The organism is Streptomyces sp. SP18BB07 (assembly GCF_036322545.1).
GTDB lineage: Bacteria > Actinomycetota > Actinomycetes > Streptomycetales > Streptomycetaceae > Streptomyces > Streptomyces deccanensis.
On record NZ_JAQYWT010000370.1, the window covers coordinates 278904 to 298552 of the forward strand.

A 19649-nucleotide genomic window follows, 5' to 3' on the forward strand; every position below is an offset into this window, starting at 1 on the left:
CGTGAGGGCTGGGCTCAGGTGCGGTACGCGTAGTAGTTCGCGGTCGGGTACGAGGCGATGATGCTCGCGACCGAACGGCGGTAGGTGTCCGCGTCGTGGTACGTCAGGTACGGGACGCCGCTGGAGCTGCGGTAGGTCGTCATCATGGAGTGGTCCTTGGACCCGTCCTTGTCGAAGTCGACCTGGAGCACGTCGCCGACGTCCATCTGGTAGACGTTCGCGAGCGCGGTGGTCCGCTTGGCGGTCTGGGTGAACCAGGACCACTCGTTGACGCCGATCCACGCGTCGGCGGTGCCGTTGGAGGCGTAGTACCAGGTGTCGTACTCCTCCGGCGTGACCGTGGAGATCTGCTTCCAGCCGCCCGCCAGGAGGCCCTGGCTGAGGTAGTTGGTGCAGTCGCCGCCGGCCGCGTTGTACTTGCGGTACGCCGGGTTGTAGTTCTTCCAGTACTTCTCGGTGTACGTGGCCATCGCCTTGTAGTCGTAGGCGCCACCGGTGAGCGTCTTCGGCTTGGGGGCCGGGTTGCGCGTGGTCGCCGCCTTGGGGGCCTGGATGATGGCCATCGGCGTACGGCTGAGCTTGGTGTCCGCGGTGGCGGCGACGGGCTCGTTGATCCGCGGGGCGCCGCCGTCCGTGGAGCGCATCGCGGTCAGCTGCCAGGTGCCGTTCGCCTGGGCGGTGAAGGTGAGCACGTGGTGCGCGTCGAAGCCCGTGGAGGCGGGTTCGTCGCCGCGTATCTTCTTGTACTTCAGGGTCGTGGTCTCGGTGACCTGGACCGTGGCCTTCTTGCCCTTGACCTTGGCGCCGTCGACGGTGACCTTCGTGTCGGCCGAGGTGTAGGCCTCGCCCAGCGACGCCAGACGGGACTTGGTGCCCTTCAGGGCGGACAGCTTGCCGTCCTCGGCCTTCTTCTGGCCGGCGGACAGCTGCACACCGCCGGTGGGCTTCAGCGACTTGCGCGCGGCCTTGCTGCCGAGCAGCACGGCCGTACGGTCGGTGAGCACGTTGTCCGCGACGCGCCCGAAGGCGTCCTTGGTCGCCTTCGTGACCTTGGGCGTCGACGCGGCGGCGTTCGCCGCGGCGACGGGCAGCAGGGCGGAGGCCACGACGGCCGCCGCGAGGGTCGAGCCTGCGAGGCTCAACGTCCTTGATCTCACTGGGAATCTCCTTGACCCCGAGTTGGTCGTACCCGGGAGCGAATCTTTACATGACCTCCTCAAGACAAGTGAGGTCGGGGGGTGTAACAAGTGAGCAACATGGGTATCTGTGGGGCTATTTCACGACCGATGCCCAATCGGCCGGGGCCTGGGCGGGGTCGAGGCCGCGCAGGTTCGCCAGGGTCTCCGGCGACTGGACGTCCATCCAGTCGGCGAGTTCGTCGAAGGACACGCACTTGACGTCCTTCTTCACGCACACGGTCTTGATGACCTCGTCGACGGCGTTCATGTAGATGCCGCCGTTCCACTGCTCGAAGTGGTTGCCGATGAGCAGGGGCGCCCGACTGCCGTAGTACACGCGGTTGAAGCCGGCCATGTAGGTGTCGATGGTCTCCTGCTGCCAGGTCGGGTACATGGCCGGATCACCGTCGGTCTGGCCCTCGGACTGGTTGTAGAGGAAGTTGAAGTCCATCGACAGGGCCTGGTAGTCGTCGTTGTACGGGAGCATCTGCAGCGGGAAGTCCCAGATGCCGTTCTTCTTGCCCGGCCACACCTGGAAGGCGCCCGGGGAGCTGGCGTCGTAGCGGTAGCCGAAGTCCTTGACGGCCTTGAGGAGGTTGTTCTGGCCTTCCAGACAGGGCGCGCGGCCGCCCTTGACGGCGTCGACGGTGAAGGGCAGCGGGTCGAGGTCGGTCGCGCCGGTGTTGGTCTTCCAGTTGGCGAGGAAGGAGTTGAACTCCTTGATCTCCTGCTTCCACTCCGCGACGCTCCAGTCCGCGCCGCCCTTCTTGCCGCAGAAGTGGCCGTTGAAGTGGGTGCCTATCTCGTTGCCCTCCTTCCACGCCTCGCCGAGCTCCGCCAGGGTGGTGCGGACGTGTTCGTCGGTGGGGTAGCTGATCGCGGCGGCGCCCTTGTCGTGCTGCGGCGGGTCGTAGAGGTCCCGCTTCTCCTTGGGCAGCAGGTAGATGCCAGTGAGGAAGAACGTCATGTGGGCGTCGTACTTCTTCGCCATCTGCCGGTAGTGCTCGAAGAGGTTGTCGTCGCCCGCCAGCGCGCCGTCCCAGGAGAAGACGACGAACTGCGGTGGCTTCTCGCCCTTCTTGAGCCGCACGGGCTTCAACCGCCCCTTCTGCGGGCCCGTGTAGGAGGTGGAGCCATCCCCGATGATCTTCGTCTTGCCGTCCCAGACGGGTTCCTTCTTCGTGGCCCCCTTGTCGCTGCCGCTGCCGGCCGACGAAGCGGTCGGCGCGGTGTCGGCCGACTGATTCAGCACCAGGTAGCCGCCGACCAGGGAGGCCACCACGAGGAGCGCGGCCACCGTCAGGAACTGCGGGCGGGTGGTGCGGCGCGGCGGGCGCGCCTTGCGACGGCGGCCCTTGTGCGGCTTGCTGCCAGACTTCATGTACGGCTCATTCTGCGAGGGTGGCGGGTGCGGGTGCTCATCGGTGGTCAGCCGATCCTCATCGCACTGGACCAGATGTCGTAGGGGACCCCGGCATTGGGTGTTCCGGCGATCCCGTCGAGCGGCAGCGGCTCCAGGCTCTTGGCCAGGTCGATGCGGTAGACGACGACGGCGGTCGACACGTCGTCGGCCGTTCCGACGTACCAGGCGGCCTTGTCGTCCTGGGTGGTCCCACCCTTGGCGGCCACCTCGTAGGAGGCGGCGCCGGGCGAGGTGGGGTGGGCGTTGCGGTAGGCGTCGGTGAGCGCGGAGGTGACCTCGGCGGCCACCTTTCCGCTCATCGCGCGCTGCGGCTTCGGGGTGTTCAGGGCGACCTTGGACCCGTTGTGGGTCACCTTCCGCACGGAGTACGGCTCGGTGTGCTTGCCGAGGGCGGCGAAGGTGCTGTAGCCGCTGGCCATCCGGATCGCGCTGGGCGTGGCGCTGCCCACGGAGAGCGCCGGCACCTGGGCGCCGAAGCTGGAGCGGAGCAGTCCGGCCGCCTCGGCGGTGCCGCGCACCTTGGCCAGGCCGGTGTCCATGCCGAGCTGCATGAACGGGGTGTTCACCGATCGGGCGAGCGCGTCGTGCAGGGTGATCGGGCCCCAGGACTTCTTGTCGTCGTTGTGGGCGAAGACCCGGTCGCCGTCCCGGTCCCAGTAGGGCCCCTCGGGGGTGGTCACGGGCACGGCGTCGTTGCCGTCGTAGACCGTCTGCGGGGTGACAGGTGTCGCCTCGCCGTCCCGTTCCTTGACGACACCGTGTTCCAGCCCGGCCGCGTAGACGAAGGGCAGGAAGGCCGAGCCGGCCGGGACGGTGGTCGCGTTCGACTCGTTGAAGCCCTGTCTGCGGTGGTCGGGGCCGCCGTAGACGGCGAGGATCCGCCCGTCGGCGCCGACGGAGGAGGCCCCGATGTGCGCGGTCCTCGCCTTCTTCGGGTTGTCCTTCCGCACGTCCCCCCGCGCCGCGGTGACGGCGTCGGTCAGCTCGTCCTGCCGGTCCTTGTCGAAGGTCGTGTAGATCTGGTAGCCGCCCCGGTCGAACTCCTGGTCGGTGAGGTTCGCCGCGTTCTTCGCGTACTGGGAGGCCAGCTGCACCAGGTAGTCGCTCTGCTTGCCGGTGTCGTACTGGTTCGCCTGTTCGATCGGCTCGGGGAACTTCGTGTACGTGGCGCGCTCGGCCTTGGACAGCTTCCCGATGTCCACCATCCGGTCCAGGATCCACTCCCAGCGCTCGACCGCCCGCTCGCGGTTGGCCTTGCTGAGGGTGGGGTCGTAGAGGCCCGCCCCCTTGAGGAGGGAGGCGAGGACGGCGGCCTCGCTGACGTTCAGTTCGCTGACGTCCTTGCCGTAGTACGCCTGGGAGGCCCGCTGGATGCCGTAGGTGCCGCGGCCGAACCAGCTGGTGTTGAGGTAGCCCTCCAGGATCTCGTCCTTGCTCATCTGGTTGTCGAGCTTGAGGGCGAGCAGTGCCTCGTCGAACTTGCGGCCGAGCGAGCGGTCCTGGGTCAGATAGACGTTCTTGACGTACTGCTGGGTGATGGTCGAGCCGCCCTGGGTGTCCCCCTCGCCGACGGTGCGCACCAGCGCCCGGGTGATGCCGCTCACGGAGATGCCGGGGTCGGAGTAGAAGCTCGCGTTCTCCGCCGCGAGGACCGCCCAGCGCACGTCCTCGGGAACGTCCTTCAGGGGCATCGCCTGGCGTCGCACCCAGCCGGTACGGGCCATGGGGGAGCCGTCGGACCAGAAGTACACGTTGTCCTGCTGGGTGGCGAAGGTGTTGAGGTCCTCCGGGATGTCCGTGGCGGCGTAGGCCACGGACAGGAACATGCCGCTGATGCCCACGGCGAGCCCCGCGGCCCCCAGCGACTGCCGCCAGGACGGCACCCAGCGGCGCCAGTCGGCACGGCCCGGACGGGGGTACTGCGGGCGCATACGGCGGGCGAAGGGGGCGAACGGGGCCAGTCGCGCGCCGGCGACGGCGGTGAACCTGGCCAGAACGGACGGCCTGGGCGCCTTGCGCCTGCCTCGCTTCCCTGATGTCGGCTGCTCCTGCGGGAGGTCGAACGTGCCCGGCTCCAGCACCCGCAGCTGCATGGTCTCGTCCGCCCGGGCCGGCGGGAGCTTCAGCTGCATGGTGAGGTCGGACTCCTCGGGCATCCCCTCCCCCTGCCCCTTCCCCTTCCCCCGGCTACCCACGGCGGGCTCCCCGGCACGGACGGCCCGAGCGATGCGCAGCAACGATTCGGCGGTGCGCGGCAACCTTTCGCCCGCGCACGGCGACTATGCGACCGGGACACGTGGCTCCCGATCGACAAAGGACAGCGGTCATTACTGTCCCCCCTCCCCACTTGGCATCGCCGCGCGGATGGTCACTGCCGCCACACCCGCGACAGTGAGCCCCCTGTTCCCCTGACCTTCCGGTCTCCACACAGCGACCACAAATTATCAGTCAGTTTCACAACTGCTTCTGTCAGTAGCGTGAAAATTTGGCCAGTGTGACCGACCAGGCAAAACGCGGCGCTCCTGCCGCTCCCCGGACGCCGGTTAGCCTGACCCCATGCCTCGCTACGAATACCGCTGCCGGACCTGCGGCGACACCTTCGAACTGAGCCGCCCCATGGCCGATTCCTCCGCCCCCGCGGACTGCCCCGGGGGCCACTCCGACACGGTCAAACTTCTGTCGACGGTAGCCGTCGGAGGGACGGCCGCCGCGTCCGCCCCAGCGCCCAGGGCGGGCGGCGGCGGTGGCGGGTGCTGCGGTGGCGGCTGCTGCGGTTGATCAACACACTTCGATCAACGGACCCCGACGCCCGACCGTTCACCGACGCCTCAGGCTGCCTTCAGCTTCGTTCGTCTAGCGTGCGCGCATGACAGCCATGCAAGCGGAGTCGATGAGCGGCGCGCCCCTGTGGATCATCGGTCTGATGGATCTGCTGGGGGCGCCGGGCGCGGGCATCGCCGTAGCGCTGGAGAACCTCTTTCCGCCGATCCCCAGCGAGGTCATCCTCCCCCTCGCCGGCTTCGCCGCGAGCACGGGCCAGATGAACCTCTTCGCCGCCCTGCTGTGGACCACCGCGGGCTCGGTCGTCGGCGCCCTCGCCCTCTACGGCGTCGGCGCCCTCCTCGGCCGCGACCGCACGGTCGCCATCGCCGCGAAGCTGCCCCTGGTCAAGGTCTCGGACATCGAGAAGACGGAGGCCTGGTTCCTCAAGCACGGCACCAAGGCGATCTTCTTCGGCCGCATGATCCCCGTCTTCCGCAGCCTCATCTCGGTCCCGGCCGGCGTGGAACGCATGCCCCTGCCCGTCTTCACCCTCCTCACCACCCTGGGCAGCGCCCTCTGGAACACGGCCTTCGTCCTGGCCGGCTACTTCCTGGGCGCCAACTGGACCGAGGTCACGACGATCGTCTCGACGTACTCGAAGATCGTGCTGGGGGCGGCAGCCCTAGCGGTTCTGGCATTCACACTGGTCCGCTTCCTGAAAAAGAACCGCAGCAGCCAAGGTCAAGGGACGCGGGGAACTGCGCGACAAGCCACAGAGCACCCGCGGGCCGAAACGCACAGCACCCCCGCCCCCTGACCGGCACAGTCCCCCGGAGGGTCACCCCTCCCGCGACGCCCGCAAGAACTCCCGAAGAATCCGCTCCCCGGCCAACACCCCCCGCTCGGGCAGCGCACTCACCCCCGGCGCCACGAACCCCGCCTCCGCCAGCTCCCCATGCCCCGGCCGCCAGGCCCGATCCGCCGCCAGCAACAGATCCGCGTCGAGCAACGAATCCCCCGCGGCCAGGGTCAGCTCCACCCCGGTCCGCCGCGCGACCTCCCGCATCGCCGCCGACTTGGTGAGCGGCTTCGGCACGGCGTAGATCTTGCGCCCCTGGAGGGACACGGTCCACCCCCGGTTCTCGGCCCACACCGCGAGGTCCTTCACCCACTCCTCGGGAAGCAGCTCGCGCTCGACGACGAGATAGACGAACAGCTCCTCCGCGACCCGGTGCTTGCGCACCCACAGGGGGTCCGCCGTGGCCTCCAGATGCTCCCGCACCTCGGCGAGCGGCGCGCACTCCTCGGCGAGCCGGGCCGTCACCCGCTCGTGCCAGGCGACGTCCGTGACACCGTCCACCAGCAGGTGCCCGCCGTTGGCGCAGATCGCGTACGCCGGCTGCGGGCCCGGCAGATTGATCCGCTGGTACTGCTTGCGCGTCCGGGTCGTGGTCGGCACGAACACCGCCGCGTCCCCCAGCTCGGCGAGCAGCCCCGCGGCCGTCTCCGTCATGTACGACAGCGGCCTGCTCTCGTGCACCTCGACGGTGAGCAGCCGGGGCGCCCGCGCGTCCGGCATGGTCAGCGCGAGCGCGGCGGCCGAGTAGATGAGCGTACGGTCGAGATCGCTCGCGACGAGAACCCGAGGACCCGGCATCAGACCGCCACCGCCTTGCCGTCGGCGCCGGTGGCGCCCCGCGTGAACTTCGGGTGGATCAACCCCACGCATGTGTACGGCAGTTCGGCCACCTCTTCCACCGGTACCCCTCTCTGTTCGGCGAGCAGACGTACGTGGTCGAGGTCCGCGCCCGCCCCGGCCCGCGCGAGGATCTTCCACGGTACCCGGCGCAGCAGCACCCGAGTGGTCTCGCCGACACCGGGCTTGACCAGGTTGACGTCGTGGATCCCGTGCTCCTCGCTGATCCGCTCGACGGCCGCCCAGCCCTCCCAGGTGGGGGTGCGGTCGGCGGCGAGCAGCTCCTTCGTACGGGAGTCGACCGCGTCCGCGACGTCGTCGAACCGCTCGGACACGGCGTCCAGGAAGGCCACCGACACATCGACGCCGGCCAACTCCCGGTAGAACTTGGCCCCGTGGAAGTCGTCGGGTCCTATGAGGTCCGCGCGCAGCACGGTCCGCGAGATCAGCCCGGAGACGGTGGAGTTGAGGCAGGCGGAGGGAATCAGGAAGTCCTCCCGCGTGCCGTACGTCCGCACGCACGAGCCCGGGTCGGCGAGCACGGCGATCTCCGGGTCGAAGCCGGTGATCCCGTCGGACGCCTCGAACTCCTCGATCGCGGCGGCGAGTTCACGGGTGATCGCGCCCTTGCCGGTCCAGCCGTCGACGAACACGACGTCGGCGGGGTCGTGGTGGGCGGCGAGCCAGCGCAGCGCGTTGGCGTCGATGCCGCGGCCCCGCACGATCGACACGGCGTAGTGCGGTACGTCGATCCCGTGCCGGTGCCGTGCCCACCGTCGCATCAGCACGCCCACGGGGGTACCGGCCCGGGCCAGCGACACGAGGACGGGTCGCGCCGACCGCTCGGCCAGCACGGTCTCGGTCACCGCGCCCACGGCGACGGCGATCCGCTCGGCGGACGCGTCGAGGGCGCTGTGGAAGAGGGCCTGGTACTGCTCGCTCGGCTGGTACTCGACCGGCAGGGACTCCGCGTAGTGCGCGCCCCCGCTCTGGATGGCCTCCTCCCGCTCCTCGGTGGGCGCCTCCAGCGTCACGTCCGACAGGTCCTGGAGCAGCCACCCCACCTCGTCGGCCGCGTAGGAGGAGAAGTCGGGGCCGCGAAGGGGCTCGGGAAGCATGGATGACCTTTCAGGGTGGTGCGGCGGGGGCGGTGGCGCCGGGACGTACGACGGCACGACGGCGAGCAGCACGGCGGGGGTGTGGGCGGCGAGGGCGGCCGGCAGACCGTCCTCGGCGTGCAGTTCCACCGTGTCCGCGACCGAGTCCACGACCGCGATCACGGCGTCGAAGCCGGCGCCGGCCACGTTGTAGGCGTAGCGCTCCCCCGGGCCGTCCGCCGGGTCGTCGTGGGAGGGGAAGACGATACGGCTGCGTATCGCGTAACCGGGGTCGTCGACGGCGAGGACGGGCGACCGGGTCGTGGTGGAGAACCGTATCTCCAGCCCGTCCGCCGCCACCGCCTTCTCCAGCTCCCGCGCGAGCGCCAGCGGGGCGTACATCAGCTCCTCGAAGCCGAGCACGAGCACCCGACGGGCCCCCGCCGGCAGGGCCTCGGCGAGGCGGGCCGCCATGGCGGGCAGCGCGCGCTCCAGCCGGGCGCGATGCGCGGGGGTGAAGCCGTGCCGCCCCCCGTCGGGCACTCCGGCGGGCCACCCCAGCTCGACCCGCGTGACCCCGGCCACCGAAGCCCGGGCCGGATCCGCACCCGTGCCCACACCCGCGGCCGCCTCGTGTTCCGCCACGAGTGCCTGGCCCTTCTCCAGGACCCCCTCCGGCAGCCGCACGGTCCCCTTCGCGGCGGCCACCAGGTCGACCCGCGCCCCGATCTCCCGGGCGAACGCGGCCAGCCGCCCCTGGTCGGCGGTCGAGCGCATGTCGACCAGCGCCACGACGACGTACCGCTCGCGCGGATACCGCTCGTGCAGCGCGCGGATGGTGTTGAGGACGGTGTTCCCGGTGGAGAACTCGTCGTCGACGAGCACCAGCGGCCCCGGCCCCGCGAGCAGCGCGGGATCCTCCGGCAGCAGCAGGTGCGAGGTCGCGTGGGAGTGGGACTCCTCGAAGCCCCCGGCCTGGGCGACGCCCTCGACGGGACGCCGGGTGGAGTGCAGGTAGGGCGCCTCGCCCACGCCGTCCGCGACCGAGTGCCCGAGCCCGGTGGCCGTCTCGGCGTACCCGAGGACGACCGCGGCCCGCGCCCCGTCCTCCCCCAGCAGCTCCCGCACCCGGCGGCCCAGCGCGAACCCGTGCCCGTACACGACGGCCGGGGACTGCGGCACATGCTTGCCGAGGACGTTCGACACCAGCAGATGCGCCCGCTTGGGGTTGCGCCGCAACGCGAGCCCGAGCAGCTCGGTCAGCTCCTCGTCCCCGACCAGTTCCACCCCGAGCCGCTCACGGACCCAGGCCCCGGACCAGACCGCGCCGGGCGCCCCGCTCGTGTCGTTCGCTGTGTTGATCATCGATTCCTTTGTCGGTACGGCGAGTGGATGGTCAGTCGGGCAGGCCCGCGGCAAGGGACGGCTGGTCAGTCGGGCAGGCCGGCGGCCAACAGGTCCACGAACCCGATGTCCTCGTTGGCGACACCGAACACCTCGGCGCGCTGCAGAACCCTTTCCGCCCAGGCGCGGTGCGGCTTGACCTCGTTCATCTTGTTGCGGGAGGCCGAGCGCAGGACCCCGCCCCCGTGCCGGTCGGGCCGCACGATGTCCTGGGCGTCGCCGAACTCCTCGCGGCTGACCACGGACAGCGCGTGCACCGGCAGGACGTGCGAGGGATGGATGCAGGTCTTGCCGAGCAGACCGTTGGCGTGGTCGAGGGAGATCTCGCGCAGCAGACCGTCCAGCGCGTGCTCGATCAGCGACTCGCGCAGCTCCACGGCCCGGTTCGCCAGGAAGGGGCTGGAGCGCAGCTGTGGCTTGAACATGCGCTCCTGGACCCGGAAGTACTCCCATACCGGCCCGGTCACCGTGAACCCGGTGCCGTCGGCGCGCCCCAGCACGTTCACCACGTCCGCGATCACGGAGGCGATGATCTGGACGTCGTACGCGGTCATGTCGGGCGCCCGGCGCAGCGCGTAGGAGGAGCAGAAGTCGGTGACGCCGAGGCGCAGCGCGAGGACCCGGTCGCGGTACTTGTCGACGGTGTGGGCGATGCCCTGGAGCGCCTCTACGCGCGTCTCCCTGTACATCAGCTCGGGCGATTCGAGGACGGGCATCCCGAACAGCCGCCGCCCGCTCGCGGACTCGGCGGCGGTGAGCGCCTCCAGGAAGGCCACGCCCCGTTCCTCGGTGAACTTGGGGAACACGAAACCGGACAGCAGCCGTACGGCAGGGCCGAACCTGCTGACCAGGTCGGGTATCTGCTCGGGGAAGCGGACCCGGATGAAGAGCAGCGGAAGCTCGACGTCCGGCCGGCCGGCGAGGTCCGTGAACTGCCGGACGAGGTTCTCCTCGGCGCCCACGACCTCCGCGTCGTCGATGGAGTCCTCCAGGCACAGCACCATGGAGACCACACCGCGTCCGGCCTGCTTGACGATGTCGTCGGCGAGCCGCTCCCGGGTCGCCGGGCTGTAGAGCGTGGCACCGAGCGCGACGGCGAGCACCCGGGCCGGGGAGTCGGCGTCGAAGACACCCGGCTCCCGGTAGAAGAGACGCCGCCGCTCCTCAGGGGCGATGTGCCCGAAATGACGCATGTGGTTCCCCCGTGGCTGCTCGGCTTCCGGTCACGATCGTGGCCGGTAATAGTACGTACAAATGTGTGACATCAGTTCCCGGCGAGCGTGAAGTTCTGGTAACCCGGCCATGTCGGGCGCTGAACGATTTCACCGACGGTTCGCCGCCCCCGCGTTGTCGTGATCAGGACCGAGAAGGCAGGATGACCGCATGACGCACGCGATGCTGAAGGGGTCGAACGTCCCGATCGAAGCCACGGCGGTCCGCGCCGTGCTGCGCTGGGCGCCGGGGCAGGACGCCCCGGACGTCGACGCCTCGGCGCTGCTCCTCGGCCCCGACGGACGCGTACGGTCCGACGAGGACTTCGTCTTCTACAACCAGCCACGCCACCCGTCGGGCAAGGTCTGGCGGCTCGGCAAAAAGCGTGTGGCCGACGGCCTCACCGACACCATCCAGACGGATCTGAGCGGTGTCGAGTCCGCCGTCGGCCAGATTCTCCTCGTGGCCTCCGCCGACGACGTCTCCGGGGAACCCGTCTCCTTCGGCCGCGTACGGTCCCTGCGCATCCTGCTGTACGACGCCACGGTCGCCGACGCCGAACCGCTGGCGTATTTCGACATCAAGCCGGAGACCGGCGACGAGACCGCTCTGATCTGCGGCGAGCTCTACCGCCGGGGCGGCGGCTGGAAGTTCCGCGCGCTGGGCGAGGGCTACACCAACGGCCTCCAGGGCCTCGCCATGGACTTCGGCATCTCGGTGGACGAGTCGGAGGCGGCTGCCGCGGCGGCGGACGAGGCCGCCACGACCCAGACCCCGGCCCCGGAGGTCTCGGCCCCCCTGCCCCCCGAGCAGCCCCCGACGGGTGTCCCGGCGCAGCCCGGGTACGGCTACCCCCCGGCGGCCCCGCCCCAGCAGCCGGCCTACGGCTACCCGCAGCCGCAGCCGACCCCCGCCACCAGCAACGGCCCGGCGTACGGCTACCCGCAGCCCACGGCGGCGGCCCTGGACCCGAACTTCCGTCTGCCCCCGCAGGGCCCGCAGTTCATCGGCCGCTGAGCGGCGGCCCGTCCGGGCGCGGGGGTGCCAGGACCCGCGTCAGCGCTCGGTCTTGGTCTTGTAGCCCCGGCCCCACTGCAACCCCCACCCGTACAACCGATCGAGCTCGGCCTGGAAGCCGTAGACGAACTTCACCTCCCGGCGCACGGTGATCTCGCCCTTGACGTTCTCGATCATCACCACGGCACACGACCGGGCCTGCGGATGCCGCTCGTCCAGGCCTATCTCGATCCGGGGCCCGTTGCTCGGGTACAGCGTCACGATCGCGTGCGTCCGGTCGAAGGCCGGCGTCTGGTCGTAGATGTAGACGAAGACCAGCATCCGCTTGAACTGGTCCCGGTGGTCCAGGTTGATGTACATCGTCTCGCCGGACCCGGAGCCGAACCGGTCGTCCCCGCTCAGCCGCATGTACGGCGCCTCGTTGATGTCGCCGAGGAAGCCGCCCAGCGGCTGGACGACCCCCTTGGTGCCGTCGGCCAGCTCGTAGAGGCAGCCGAGGTCGAGGTCGACGTTCACCATGCTCTGGCTGTGCGCCTGCACCTCCTCCGGCCTGAGCGCCTTGAAGGGGTGCCGCAGCACGCTCTGCCGCTTGGGCCCGCCGATGTCGGAGGTGCGCATCCGCCAGGACAGGTTGACGCGCAGATGTCCGGCCGCCGCGTTCTGCTTGGAGAGGGACACCTTCTGGTGCCGCTTGGTCAGCTCGATCGCGTTGGTGGCCGCGTTGCCCGCGTCGAACTCCGAGGCCCGCCCGCGCCACAGGTTGTCCAGAAAACTCATGCCCGCCCCACACCTGCCGTGTCGTCGCGTCAACCACCAGCGGGGCGGCCGACGAGGACGCATCCTCGTCGGCCGCCCCGCTCAGAGCCTGCCCTCACCCCGCAGGTGGTCACACCCCGGAGGAGACCTCCGCCTTGTCGGCGTCAGCTTTTCCCTCCGCGGCCGCCAGCGCCTTGTTGCGGCGGACGGAGGACCAGAAGGACCAGGCGATCAGGATGACACCGACGGAGCCGGTGATGAACTCGTTGATCTCGTACTGGATGGTGACCAGCAGGATCGCGGCGAGCGCGCCGATCGCGTAGTGCGCGCCGTGCTCCAGGTAGACGTAGTCGTCGAGGGTGCCCTGGCGGACCAGGTACACGGTCAGCGACCGGACGTACATCGCGCCGACACCGAGGCCGAGCGCCATCAGGACGATGTCGTTGGTGATGGCGAAGGCGCCGATGACACCGTCGAAGGAGAAGGACGCGTCCAGGACCTCCAGGTAGAGGAACATGAAGAACGCGGCCTTGCCGGCGAGGGCGACGGCCGAACGGGGCTTGCCGGTGCGGGCCGCCTCTTCCTCCTCCTCGTGCTCGCGCTCCTCGTCCTCCTCCAGCTTGTCCTCGAAGTAGCCGGAGAGACCACCGACGATCAGGTAGGTGATGAGGCCCGCCAGGCCGGAGATCAGGACCGTCTGCGCCTTGTCGGCATGGGTGCCGCCGTGCTGGTGGGCGTGGGTCGCGAAGGTCATCGAGGTGATCAGCAGGACGATCATCGCGATGCAGGCCGACAGCATGTCGACCTTGCCGAGCTTGGACAGCGGGCGCTCCAGCCAGCCCAGCCACTTGATGTCCCGGTCCTCGAAGATGAAGTCCAGGAAGATCATCAGCAGGAACATACCGCCGAAGGCCGCGATCGACGGGTGCGCGTCGGTCACGTACTGCTGGTACTGGTCCTTGTCGGTCAGCGCCAGGTCGACGGCCTCGATCGGCCCGAGCTTGGCGCTGATGGCGACGATGACGACGGGGAAGATCAGCCGCATACCGAAGACGGCGATCAGGATGCCGACGGTGAGGAAGATCTTCTGCCAGAAGGCATTCATCTTCTTCACGATCCCGGCGTTGACCACCGCGTTGTCGAACGACAGCGAGATCTCCAGAACGCAGAGGATCGCGACGAGCCCGAGGGCCGTCCATCCGTCGTAGAGAACCGCTGCGACCAAGCCGAGCGCGGTGACCGCGAACGACCAGCCGAAGGTTTTCAGAACCACTGGCTACCCAATCGTGTGTGTACGGGGTTCCCCTGCGCCGCGCGCGGCTTTGCGAAACTTTGAACCCGAAGTCTAGTCGGGTACCTCTCGCACCCCACACGGCCCCGGCTTTTGCGCTTATAGCGCTACGAGACGTTCACCCCGAAGTCGAGGGCGATGCCCCGCAGGCCGGACGCGTACCCCTGTCCCACCGCGCGGAACTTCCACTCGCCGCCGTAGCGGTAGACCTCGCCGAAGATCATCGCGGTCTCGGTGGAGGCGTCCTCGGAGAGGTCGTAGCGGGCGAGTTCCTGGCCGTCGGCCTGGTTGACCACACGGATGAAGGCGTTGCTGACCTGCCCGAAGGCCTGACCGCGGTTCTCGGCGTCATGGATGGAGACCGGAAAGACGATCTTGTCGACGGCGGCCGGCACCCGGGAGAGGTCGATGATCAGCGACTCGTCGTCGCCATCGCCCTCACCGGTGAGGTTGTCGCCGGTGTGCTCGACCGAGCCGTCCGGGCTCTTGAGGTTGTTGTAGAAGACGAACCACTCGTCCCCCAGCACCCGGCCGCCCTGGCACAGCAGCGCGCTGGCGTCGAGGTCGAAAGGGGCTCCGGTGGTGGTCCGGACGTCCCAGCCGAGCCCGACCAGGACTTGAGTGAGATTCGGCGCGGCCTTGGAGAGGGAGACATTGCCTCCCTTGGCGAGTGTGACGCCCATGGTGCTGGTCCTCCCCGATTTTCGAGCTTCAGTGGCTCAACTGTTCAGTTGTTCCGTACGCGCGGGCCGCCGGGCCCTCGTCGTACGAGCGCGTCCGGCGCCGCGGTCGGTGTCGACCGCGGCGCCGGACGTGGTGAGTCTGTGGCGCACGGGGGTCTTCCCCCGTGACTCAGACGTTCACACCGAAGTCCTGGGCGATACCGCGCAGACCCGAGGCGTAGCCCTGGCCGATGGCGCGGAACTTCCACTCGGCGCCGTGCCGGTAGAGCTCACCGAAGACCATGGCGGTCTCGGTGGAGGCGTCCTCGGAGAGGTCGTAGCGGGCGATCTCCGCCTCGCCCGCCTGGTTCACCACGCGGATGAAGGCGTTGCGGACCTGGCCGAAGGACTGCTGACGGTTCTCGGCGTCGTAGATCGAGACCGGGAAGACGATCTTCTCGATCTCGGCCGGGACGGTCGCGAGGTTGACCTTGATCTGCTCGTCGTCGCCCTCGCCCTCACCGGTGAGGTTGTCGCCGGTGTGCTCGACCGAGCCGTCGGGGCTCTTCAGGTTGTTGAAGAAGATGAAGTTGGCGTCACTGCTGACCTTGCCCGACGCGTCCAGCAGCAGGGCACTGGCGTCCAGGTCGAAGTCGGTGCCGGTCGTGGTGCGGATGTCCCACCCCAGCCCGATGATGACCGCGGTCAGGCCCGGCGCCTCCTTGGTCAGCGATACGTTGCCGCCCTTGCTGAGGCTGACTCCCACGAGGTCCTCCGTTTGGTTTCAGGGGCGGGGAGCCCCTGCGTTGCGTTGGTGTCGGATCAACGTGTCGATCCTAGTGACGGGTTCCCGTTCCCCGCAGGGTGTGGAACCGAAGAATCACAGGGTGTCGAGGGCCGTGAGGTACTCGTTCAGGTCGCGGGCGTCGGGCAGGGCGTTGACGACCGTCCAGCGGACGATGCCCTCCTTGTCGACGATGAACGTGCCGCGCACCGCACAGCCCTTGTCCGTGTCGAACACGCCGTACGCCCGAGAGACCTCGCCGTGCGGCCAGAAGTCCGACAGCAGCGGGTACTCCAGACCCTCCTGCTCGGCGAAGACCCGCAGCGTGTGGATCGAGTCGTTCGACACGGCCAGCAGCTGCACGTCGTCGTTGACGAACTTCGGCAGCTTGTCCCGCAGCTCGCACAGCTCGCCCGTGCAGACCCCGGTGAACGCGAACGGGTAGAAGAGCACCACCACGTTCTTCTCGCCCCGGAAGTCCGAGAGCCGCACCGTGGCGCCGTGGTTGTCCTTGAGCTCGAAGTCGGGCGCCTTGTCACCGACCTGGATCGCCATGATTCTTCCTGGGTCCCTTCATGGACTGTTCGGGTGACCCAGCCTAAAACGACGCCCCTCGAAGGGCCCCGCAGGGGCACCTTCGAGGGGCGCGGGGAACTGCGCGACAAGCCACGACGTACGCGCGGCCGCCCTGGCGCAGAACCCACCGAGTTCTCAGGCGAGCGTCACCTCTTGCCGGACTTCGCCGCCTTCGGCGTCACGAGCCGACTGCCACTCCAGTCCTTGCCCACGCTGACACTCTTCGACGCGGACAACCCCGCAGTCGTCGCGGCCTCCGAAATGTCGCTGGGCTCCACATAGCCGTCGCGCCCGGTCTTGGGCGTCAGCAGCAGGATCGAGCCACCTTCCTCGATGTACGTGGTGGCGTCCACCAGCACATCCGTCAGGTCGCCGTCGTCGTCTCGGAACCACAGCACGACGGCATCGGCCACGTCGTCGTAGTCCTCGTCGACGAGCTCACTGCCTACGACTTCCTCGATGGACTCGCGGAGCTCCTGGTCGACATCGTCGTCGTAGCCGATCTCCTGGACCACCTGCTCGGGCTGGAACCCCAGCCTTGCGGCAGGGTTCGTCCGCTCCTCCGCGTGGTCCGCGGTCGCGCTCACGGGTTGCCTCCTGATCATGTTCGGGTGGGGTCGCCCCCTGGGGAATCAGCCACGCGCGTGCGCGAAGCATTGGCCGTAGTCCACACGGGCGGGGCGGATCGCGCAAGTACCCAGCCTTCGAGACCGCCGAAACGGTGACGATCCGGGCCGTGTCACCGCAACTCTCTACGCGGATTCACAGCCTCACGTGACGCACGCCACACCGTTCTGCCCGTTTTGCGCATTCGGCAACCATCCGGGGGTACGAGCATCGAATACCTTTACTACCTTTGTCGAGCGAGTAACCGTCCTGGTTACCTCTCGGTAGAGATGACGTTTGCGTCCCCGAGGTACACGATGGGGGGCGGTGCAGGCACCTAGAGAACCCCCTCAACACCCTGCAGAAACCCTGAAGAGCGGCCCTCTGACAGCTAAGGAACAGCGTGGCTTCCGGATCCGATCGCAATCCGATCATCATTGGCGGCCTTCCGAGTCAGGTCCCTGACTTCGATCCCGAGGAGACCCAGGAGTGGCTCGACTCGCTCGACGCCGCCGTGGACGAGCGCGGGCGTGAGCGCGCGCGCTACCTGATGCTCCGGCTCATCGAGCGGGCCCGCGAGAAGCGCGTGGCCGTGCCCGAGATGCGCAGCACGGACTACGTGAACACCATCCCGACCAAGGCCGAGCCGTTCTTCCCCGGCAACGAGGAGATCGAGCGGAAGATCCTCAACGCGACCCGCTGGAACGCCGCCGTGATGGTCTCGCGCGCGCAGCGGCCCGGGATCGGCGTCGGTGGTCACATCGCGACCTTCGCGTCCTCCGCCTCCCTCTACGACGTGGGCTTCAACCACTTCTTCCGCGGCAAGGACGAGGGCGACGGCGGCGACCAGATCTTCTTCCAGGGCCACGCCTCGCCCGGTATCTACGCCCGCGCGTTCATGCTCGACCGGCTCGACGAGCGGCAGCTGGACGCGTTCCGCCAGGAGAAGTCCAAGGCGCCGTACGGGCTGTCCAGCTACCCGCACCCGCGTCTGATGCCGGACTTCTGGGAGTTCCCGACCGTGTCCATGGGGCTCGGCCCGCTGGGCGCGATCTTCCAGGCGCGGATGAACCGGTACATGGAGGCGCGCGGGATCGCGGACACCTCCAAGTCGCACGTCTGGGCGTTCCTCGGCGACGGCGAGATGGACGAGCCGGAGTCGCTCGGCCAGCTCACGATCGCCGCCCGTGAGCACCTCGACAACCTCACCTTCGTGGTGAACTGCAACCTCCAGCGCCTCGACGGCCCGGTGCGCGGCAACGGCAAGGTCATCCAGGAGCTGGAGTCGGTCTTCCGGGGCGCCGGCTGGAACGTGATCAAGCTGGTCTGGGACCGCTCCTGGGACCCGCTGCTCGCGCAGGACCGCGACGGTGTGCTGGTCAACCGGATGAACACCACGCCGGACGGCCAGTACCAGACGTACGCCACGGAGACCGGGGCGTACATCCGCGACCACTTCTTCGGTGACGACCACCGGCTGCGCGCGATGGTCGAGAACATGACCGACGACCAGATCCTGCACCTGGGCCGCGGCGGTCACGACCACCGCAAGATCTACGCGGCGTACAAGGCGGCGTACGAGCACAAGGGCCAGCCGACGGTCATCCTGGCGAAGACGGTCAAGGGCTGGACCCTCGGCCCGAACTTCGAGGGCCGCAACGCCACGCACCAGATGAAGAAGCTGACGGTCGCCGACCTCAAGGGCTTCCGCGACCGGCTGCACCTGCCGATCTCCGACAAGGAGCTGGAGAGCGGGGCCCCGCCGTATTACCACCCCGGGCGGGACTCCGAGGAGATCCAGTACATGCACGACCGCCGCAAGGGGCTCGGCGGGTACGTCCCGACGCGTGTCGTGCGTGCGAAGCCTCTGCCGCTGCCCGAGGACAAGACGTACGCGAGTGTGAAGAAGGGTTCCGGTCAGCAGTCGATCGCCACGACCATGGCGTTCGTGCGACTGCTGAAGGACCTCATGCGGGACAAGGAGATCGGCAAGCGGTTCGTGCTGATCGCGCCCGACGAGTACCGCACCTTCGGCATGGACTCGTTCTTCCCGAGCGCGAAGATCTACAACCCGCTGGGCCAGCAGTACGAGGCGGTCGACCGCGATCTGCTGCTCGCGTACAAGGAGTCGCCGACGGGTCAGATGCTGCATGACGGCATCTCGGAGGCGGGCTGCACGGCGTCGCTGATCGCCGCCGGTTCGGCCTACGCCACGCACGGCGAGCCGCTCATCCCGGTCTACGTCTTCTACTCGATGTTCGGTTTCCAGCGCACCGGTGACCAGTTCTGGCAGATGTCCGACCAGCTGGCGCGCGGTTTCGTCCTGGGTGCGACCGCCGGCCGTACGACGCTGACCGGTGAGGGTCTGCAGCACGCGGACGGCCACTCGCAGCTGCTGGCGTCCACCAACCCCGGCTGCGTCGCCTACGACCCGGCGTTCGGGTACGAGATCGCGCACATCGTGAAGGACGGTCTGCGCCGGATGTACGGCGAGACGCCGGACGGCAAGCCGGGCGAGGACGTCTTCTACTACCTCACCGTCTACAACGAGCCCATCCAGCACCCGGCCGAGCCGGCGGACGTGGACGTCGAGGGCATCCTCAAGGGCATCCACCGCTACCGGGCCGGCGAGGCGGGCTCGATCCCCGCGCAGATCATCGCCTCCGGTGTGGCGGTGCCGTGGGCGGTCGAGGCGCAGGAGATCCTCGCCGCCGACTGGAACGTCAAGGCGGACGTCTGGTCGGCGACCTCCTGGAACGAGCTGCGCCGCGAGGCGGTCGAGGTGGAGCGGCACAACCTGCTGCACCCCGAGGAGGAGCAGCAGGTCCCGTACGTGACGAAGAAGCTGAGCGGCGCCGAGGGGCCGTTCGTGGCCGTCTCCGACTGGATGCGGTCGGTGCCGGACCAGATCTCGCGCTGGGTGCCGGGCACGTACCAGTCGCTGGGCGCGGACGGCTTCGGCTTCGCGGACACCCGGGGTGCGGCGCGGCGGTTCTTCCACATCGACGCGCAGTCGATCGTGGTCGCGGTGCTGACCGAGCTGGCGCGTGAGGGCAAGGTCGACCGTTCGGTGCTGAAGCAGGCCATCGACCGGTACCAGCTGCTCGACGTGACGGCGGCGGACCCCGGGGCCGCGGGAGGCGATGCATAGCATCGGTTTTCAGGTCAAGGGGTGGTGAACCGG

Annotated in this window: 16 protein-coding genes; 4 read left to right on the forward strand and 12 right to left on the reverse strand. The window is 68.9% G+C overall.

Going from position 1 to position 19649, the window contains the following annotated elements; all coding sequences use genetic code 11:
• Nucleotides 1–14: 14 nt before the first annotated feature.
• The 3 genes from PUR53_RS46655 to PUR53_RS46665 form a co-directional block, all read right to left on the reverse strand.
• Entirely contained in the window at nucleotides 15–1157 is a 1143-nt protein-coding gene (locus PUR53_RS46655; protein WP_329912505.1) for an amidase domain-containing protein, read from the reverse strand.
• A gap of 115 nt (nucleotides 1158–1272) precedes the next feature.
• Entirely contained in the window at nucleotides 1273–2559 is a 1287-nt protein-coding gene (locus tag PUR53_RS46660; RefSeq protein ID WP_329901546.1) for a hypothetical protein, read from the reverse strand.
• A gap of 47 nt (nucleotides 2560–2606) precedes the next feature.
• On the reverse strand, nucleotides 2607–4733 hold the full coding sequence (locus PUR53_RS46665) for a transglycosylase domain-containing protein (protein WP_443080454.1): 2127 nt from the start codon (nucleotides 4731–4733) through the stop codon (nucleotides 2607–2609).
• A 424-nt stretch (nucleotides 4734–5157) separates the two neighbouring features.
• Between PUR53_RS46665 and PUR53_RS46670 the strand changes: the two genes are divergently transcribed.
• Entirely contained in the window at nucleotides 5158–5379 is a 222-nt protein-coding gene (locus PUR53_RS46670) for an FmdB family zinc ribbon protein (protein ID WP_329901548.1), read from the forward strand.
• Between the two features lie 97 nt (nucleotides 5380–5476).
• The gene (locus PUR53_RS46675) at nucleotides 5477–6181 is read left to right on the forward strand and encodes a DedA family protein (protein WP_443080455.1); all 705 of its coding nucleotides are present in this window, start codon (nucleotides 5477–5479) and stop codon (nucleotides 6179–6181) included.
• A 21-nt stretch (nucleotides 6182–6202) separates the two neighbouring features.
• Here PUR53_RS46675 and PUR53_RS46680 read toward each other — a convergent pair whose 3' ends face one another.
• The 3 genes from PUR53_RS46680 to PUR53_RS46690 form a co-directional block, all read right to left on the reverse strand.
• On the reverse strand, nucleotides 6203–7021 hold the full coding sequence (locus PUR53_RS46680) for an HAD family hydrolase (RefSeq protein WP_329901550.1): 819 nt from the start codon (nucleotides 7019–7021) through the stop codon (nucleotides 6203–6205).
• Nucleotides 7021–9522: a phosphoribosyltransferase gene (locus PUR53_RS46685; protein ID WP_329912508.1), complete on the reverse strand. Its 2502-nt coding sequence runs from the start codon at nucleotides 9520–9522 to the stop codon at nucleotides 7021–7023. The genes PUR53_RS46680 and PUR53_RS46685 overlap by 1 nt, the downstream gene beginning before the upstream one ends.
• Before the next feature lie 65 nt (nucleotides 9523–9587).
• On the reverse strand, nucleotides 9588–10754 hold the full coding sequence (locus PUR53_RS46690; protein ID WP_329912509.1) for an HpcH/HpaI aldolase/citrate lyase family protein: 1167 nt from the start codon (nucleotides 10752–10754) through the stop codon (nucleotides 9588–9590).
• A gap of 190 nt (nucleotides 10755–10944) precedes the next feature.
• On the opposite strand from PUR53_RS46690, the gene PUR53_RS46695 reads away from it, so the two are divergent.
• Nucleotides 10945–11790, forward strand: coding sequence for a TerD family protein (locus tag PUR53_RS46695; protein WP_329901553.1), 846 nt, complete (start codon nucleotides 10945–10947; stop codon nucleotides 11788–11790).
• A 39-nt stretch (nucleotides 11791–11829) separates the two neighbouring features.
• Here the strand turns inward: PUR53_RS46695 and PUR53_RS46700 are convergent, their stop codons facing one another.
• The 6 genes from PUR53_RS46700 to PUR53_RS46725 form a co-directional block, all read right to left on the reverse strand.
• Complete coding sequence (locus tag PUR53_RS46700; RefSeq protein WP_329901554.1) at nucleotides 11830–12567, reverse strand: TerD family protein; 738 nt, start codon at nucleotides 12565–12567, stop codon at nucleotides 11830–11832.
• Nucleotides 12568–12676: 109 nt separating this feature from the next.
• Nucleotides 12677–13819, reverse strand: coding sequence for a DUF475 domain-containing protein (locus PUR53_RS46705; protein WP_329901555.1), 1143 nt, complete (start codon nucleotides 13817–13819; stop codon nucleotides 12677–12679).
• A gap of 125 nt (nucleotides 13820–13944) precedes the next feature.
• Nucleotides 13945–14520, reverse strand: a complete 576-nt coding sequence (locus PUR53_RS46710; protein ID WP_184894669.1) for a TerD family protein — start codon at nucleotides 14518–14520, stop codon at nucleotides 13945–13947.
• A gap of 169 nt (nucleotides 14521–14689) precedes the next feature.
• Nucleotides 14690–15265 (reverse strand): calcium homeostasis/redox stress adaptation protein, encoded by a 576-nt coding sequence (locus tag PUR53_RS46715; protein WP_005478762.1) that lies wholly within the window; start codon nucleotides 15263–15265, stop codon nucleotides 14690–14692.
• 114 nt (nucleotides 15266–15379) lie between these two features.
• Nucleotides 15380–15838, reverse strand: a complete 459-nt coding sequence (locus PUR53_RS46720) for a peroxiredoxin (protein ID WP_329912510.1) — start codon at nucleotides 15836–15838, stop codon at nucleotides 15380–15382.
• 167 nt (nucleotides 15839–16005) lie between these two features.
• A complete protein-coding gene (locus tag PUR53_RS46725; RefSeq protein ID WP_033527287.1) occupies nucleotides 16006–16446 on the reverse strand; it encodes a DUF3052 domain-containing protein in 441 nt (146 codons plus the stop codon).
• Between the two features lie 422 nt (nucleotides 16447–16868).
• Between PUR53_RS46725 and aceE the strand changes: the two genes are divergently transcribed.
• On the forward strand, nucleotides 16869–19616 hold the full coding sequence (gene aceE / locus PUR53_RS46730; RefSeq protein WP_329901557.1) for a pyruvate dehydrogenase (acetyl-transferring), homodimeric type: 2748 nt from the start codon (nucleotides 16869–16871) through the stop codon (nucleotides 19614–19616).
• The last annotated feature ends 33 nt before the right edge of the window (nucleotides 19617–19649 follow it).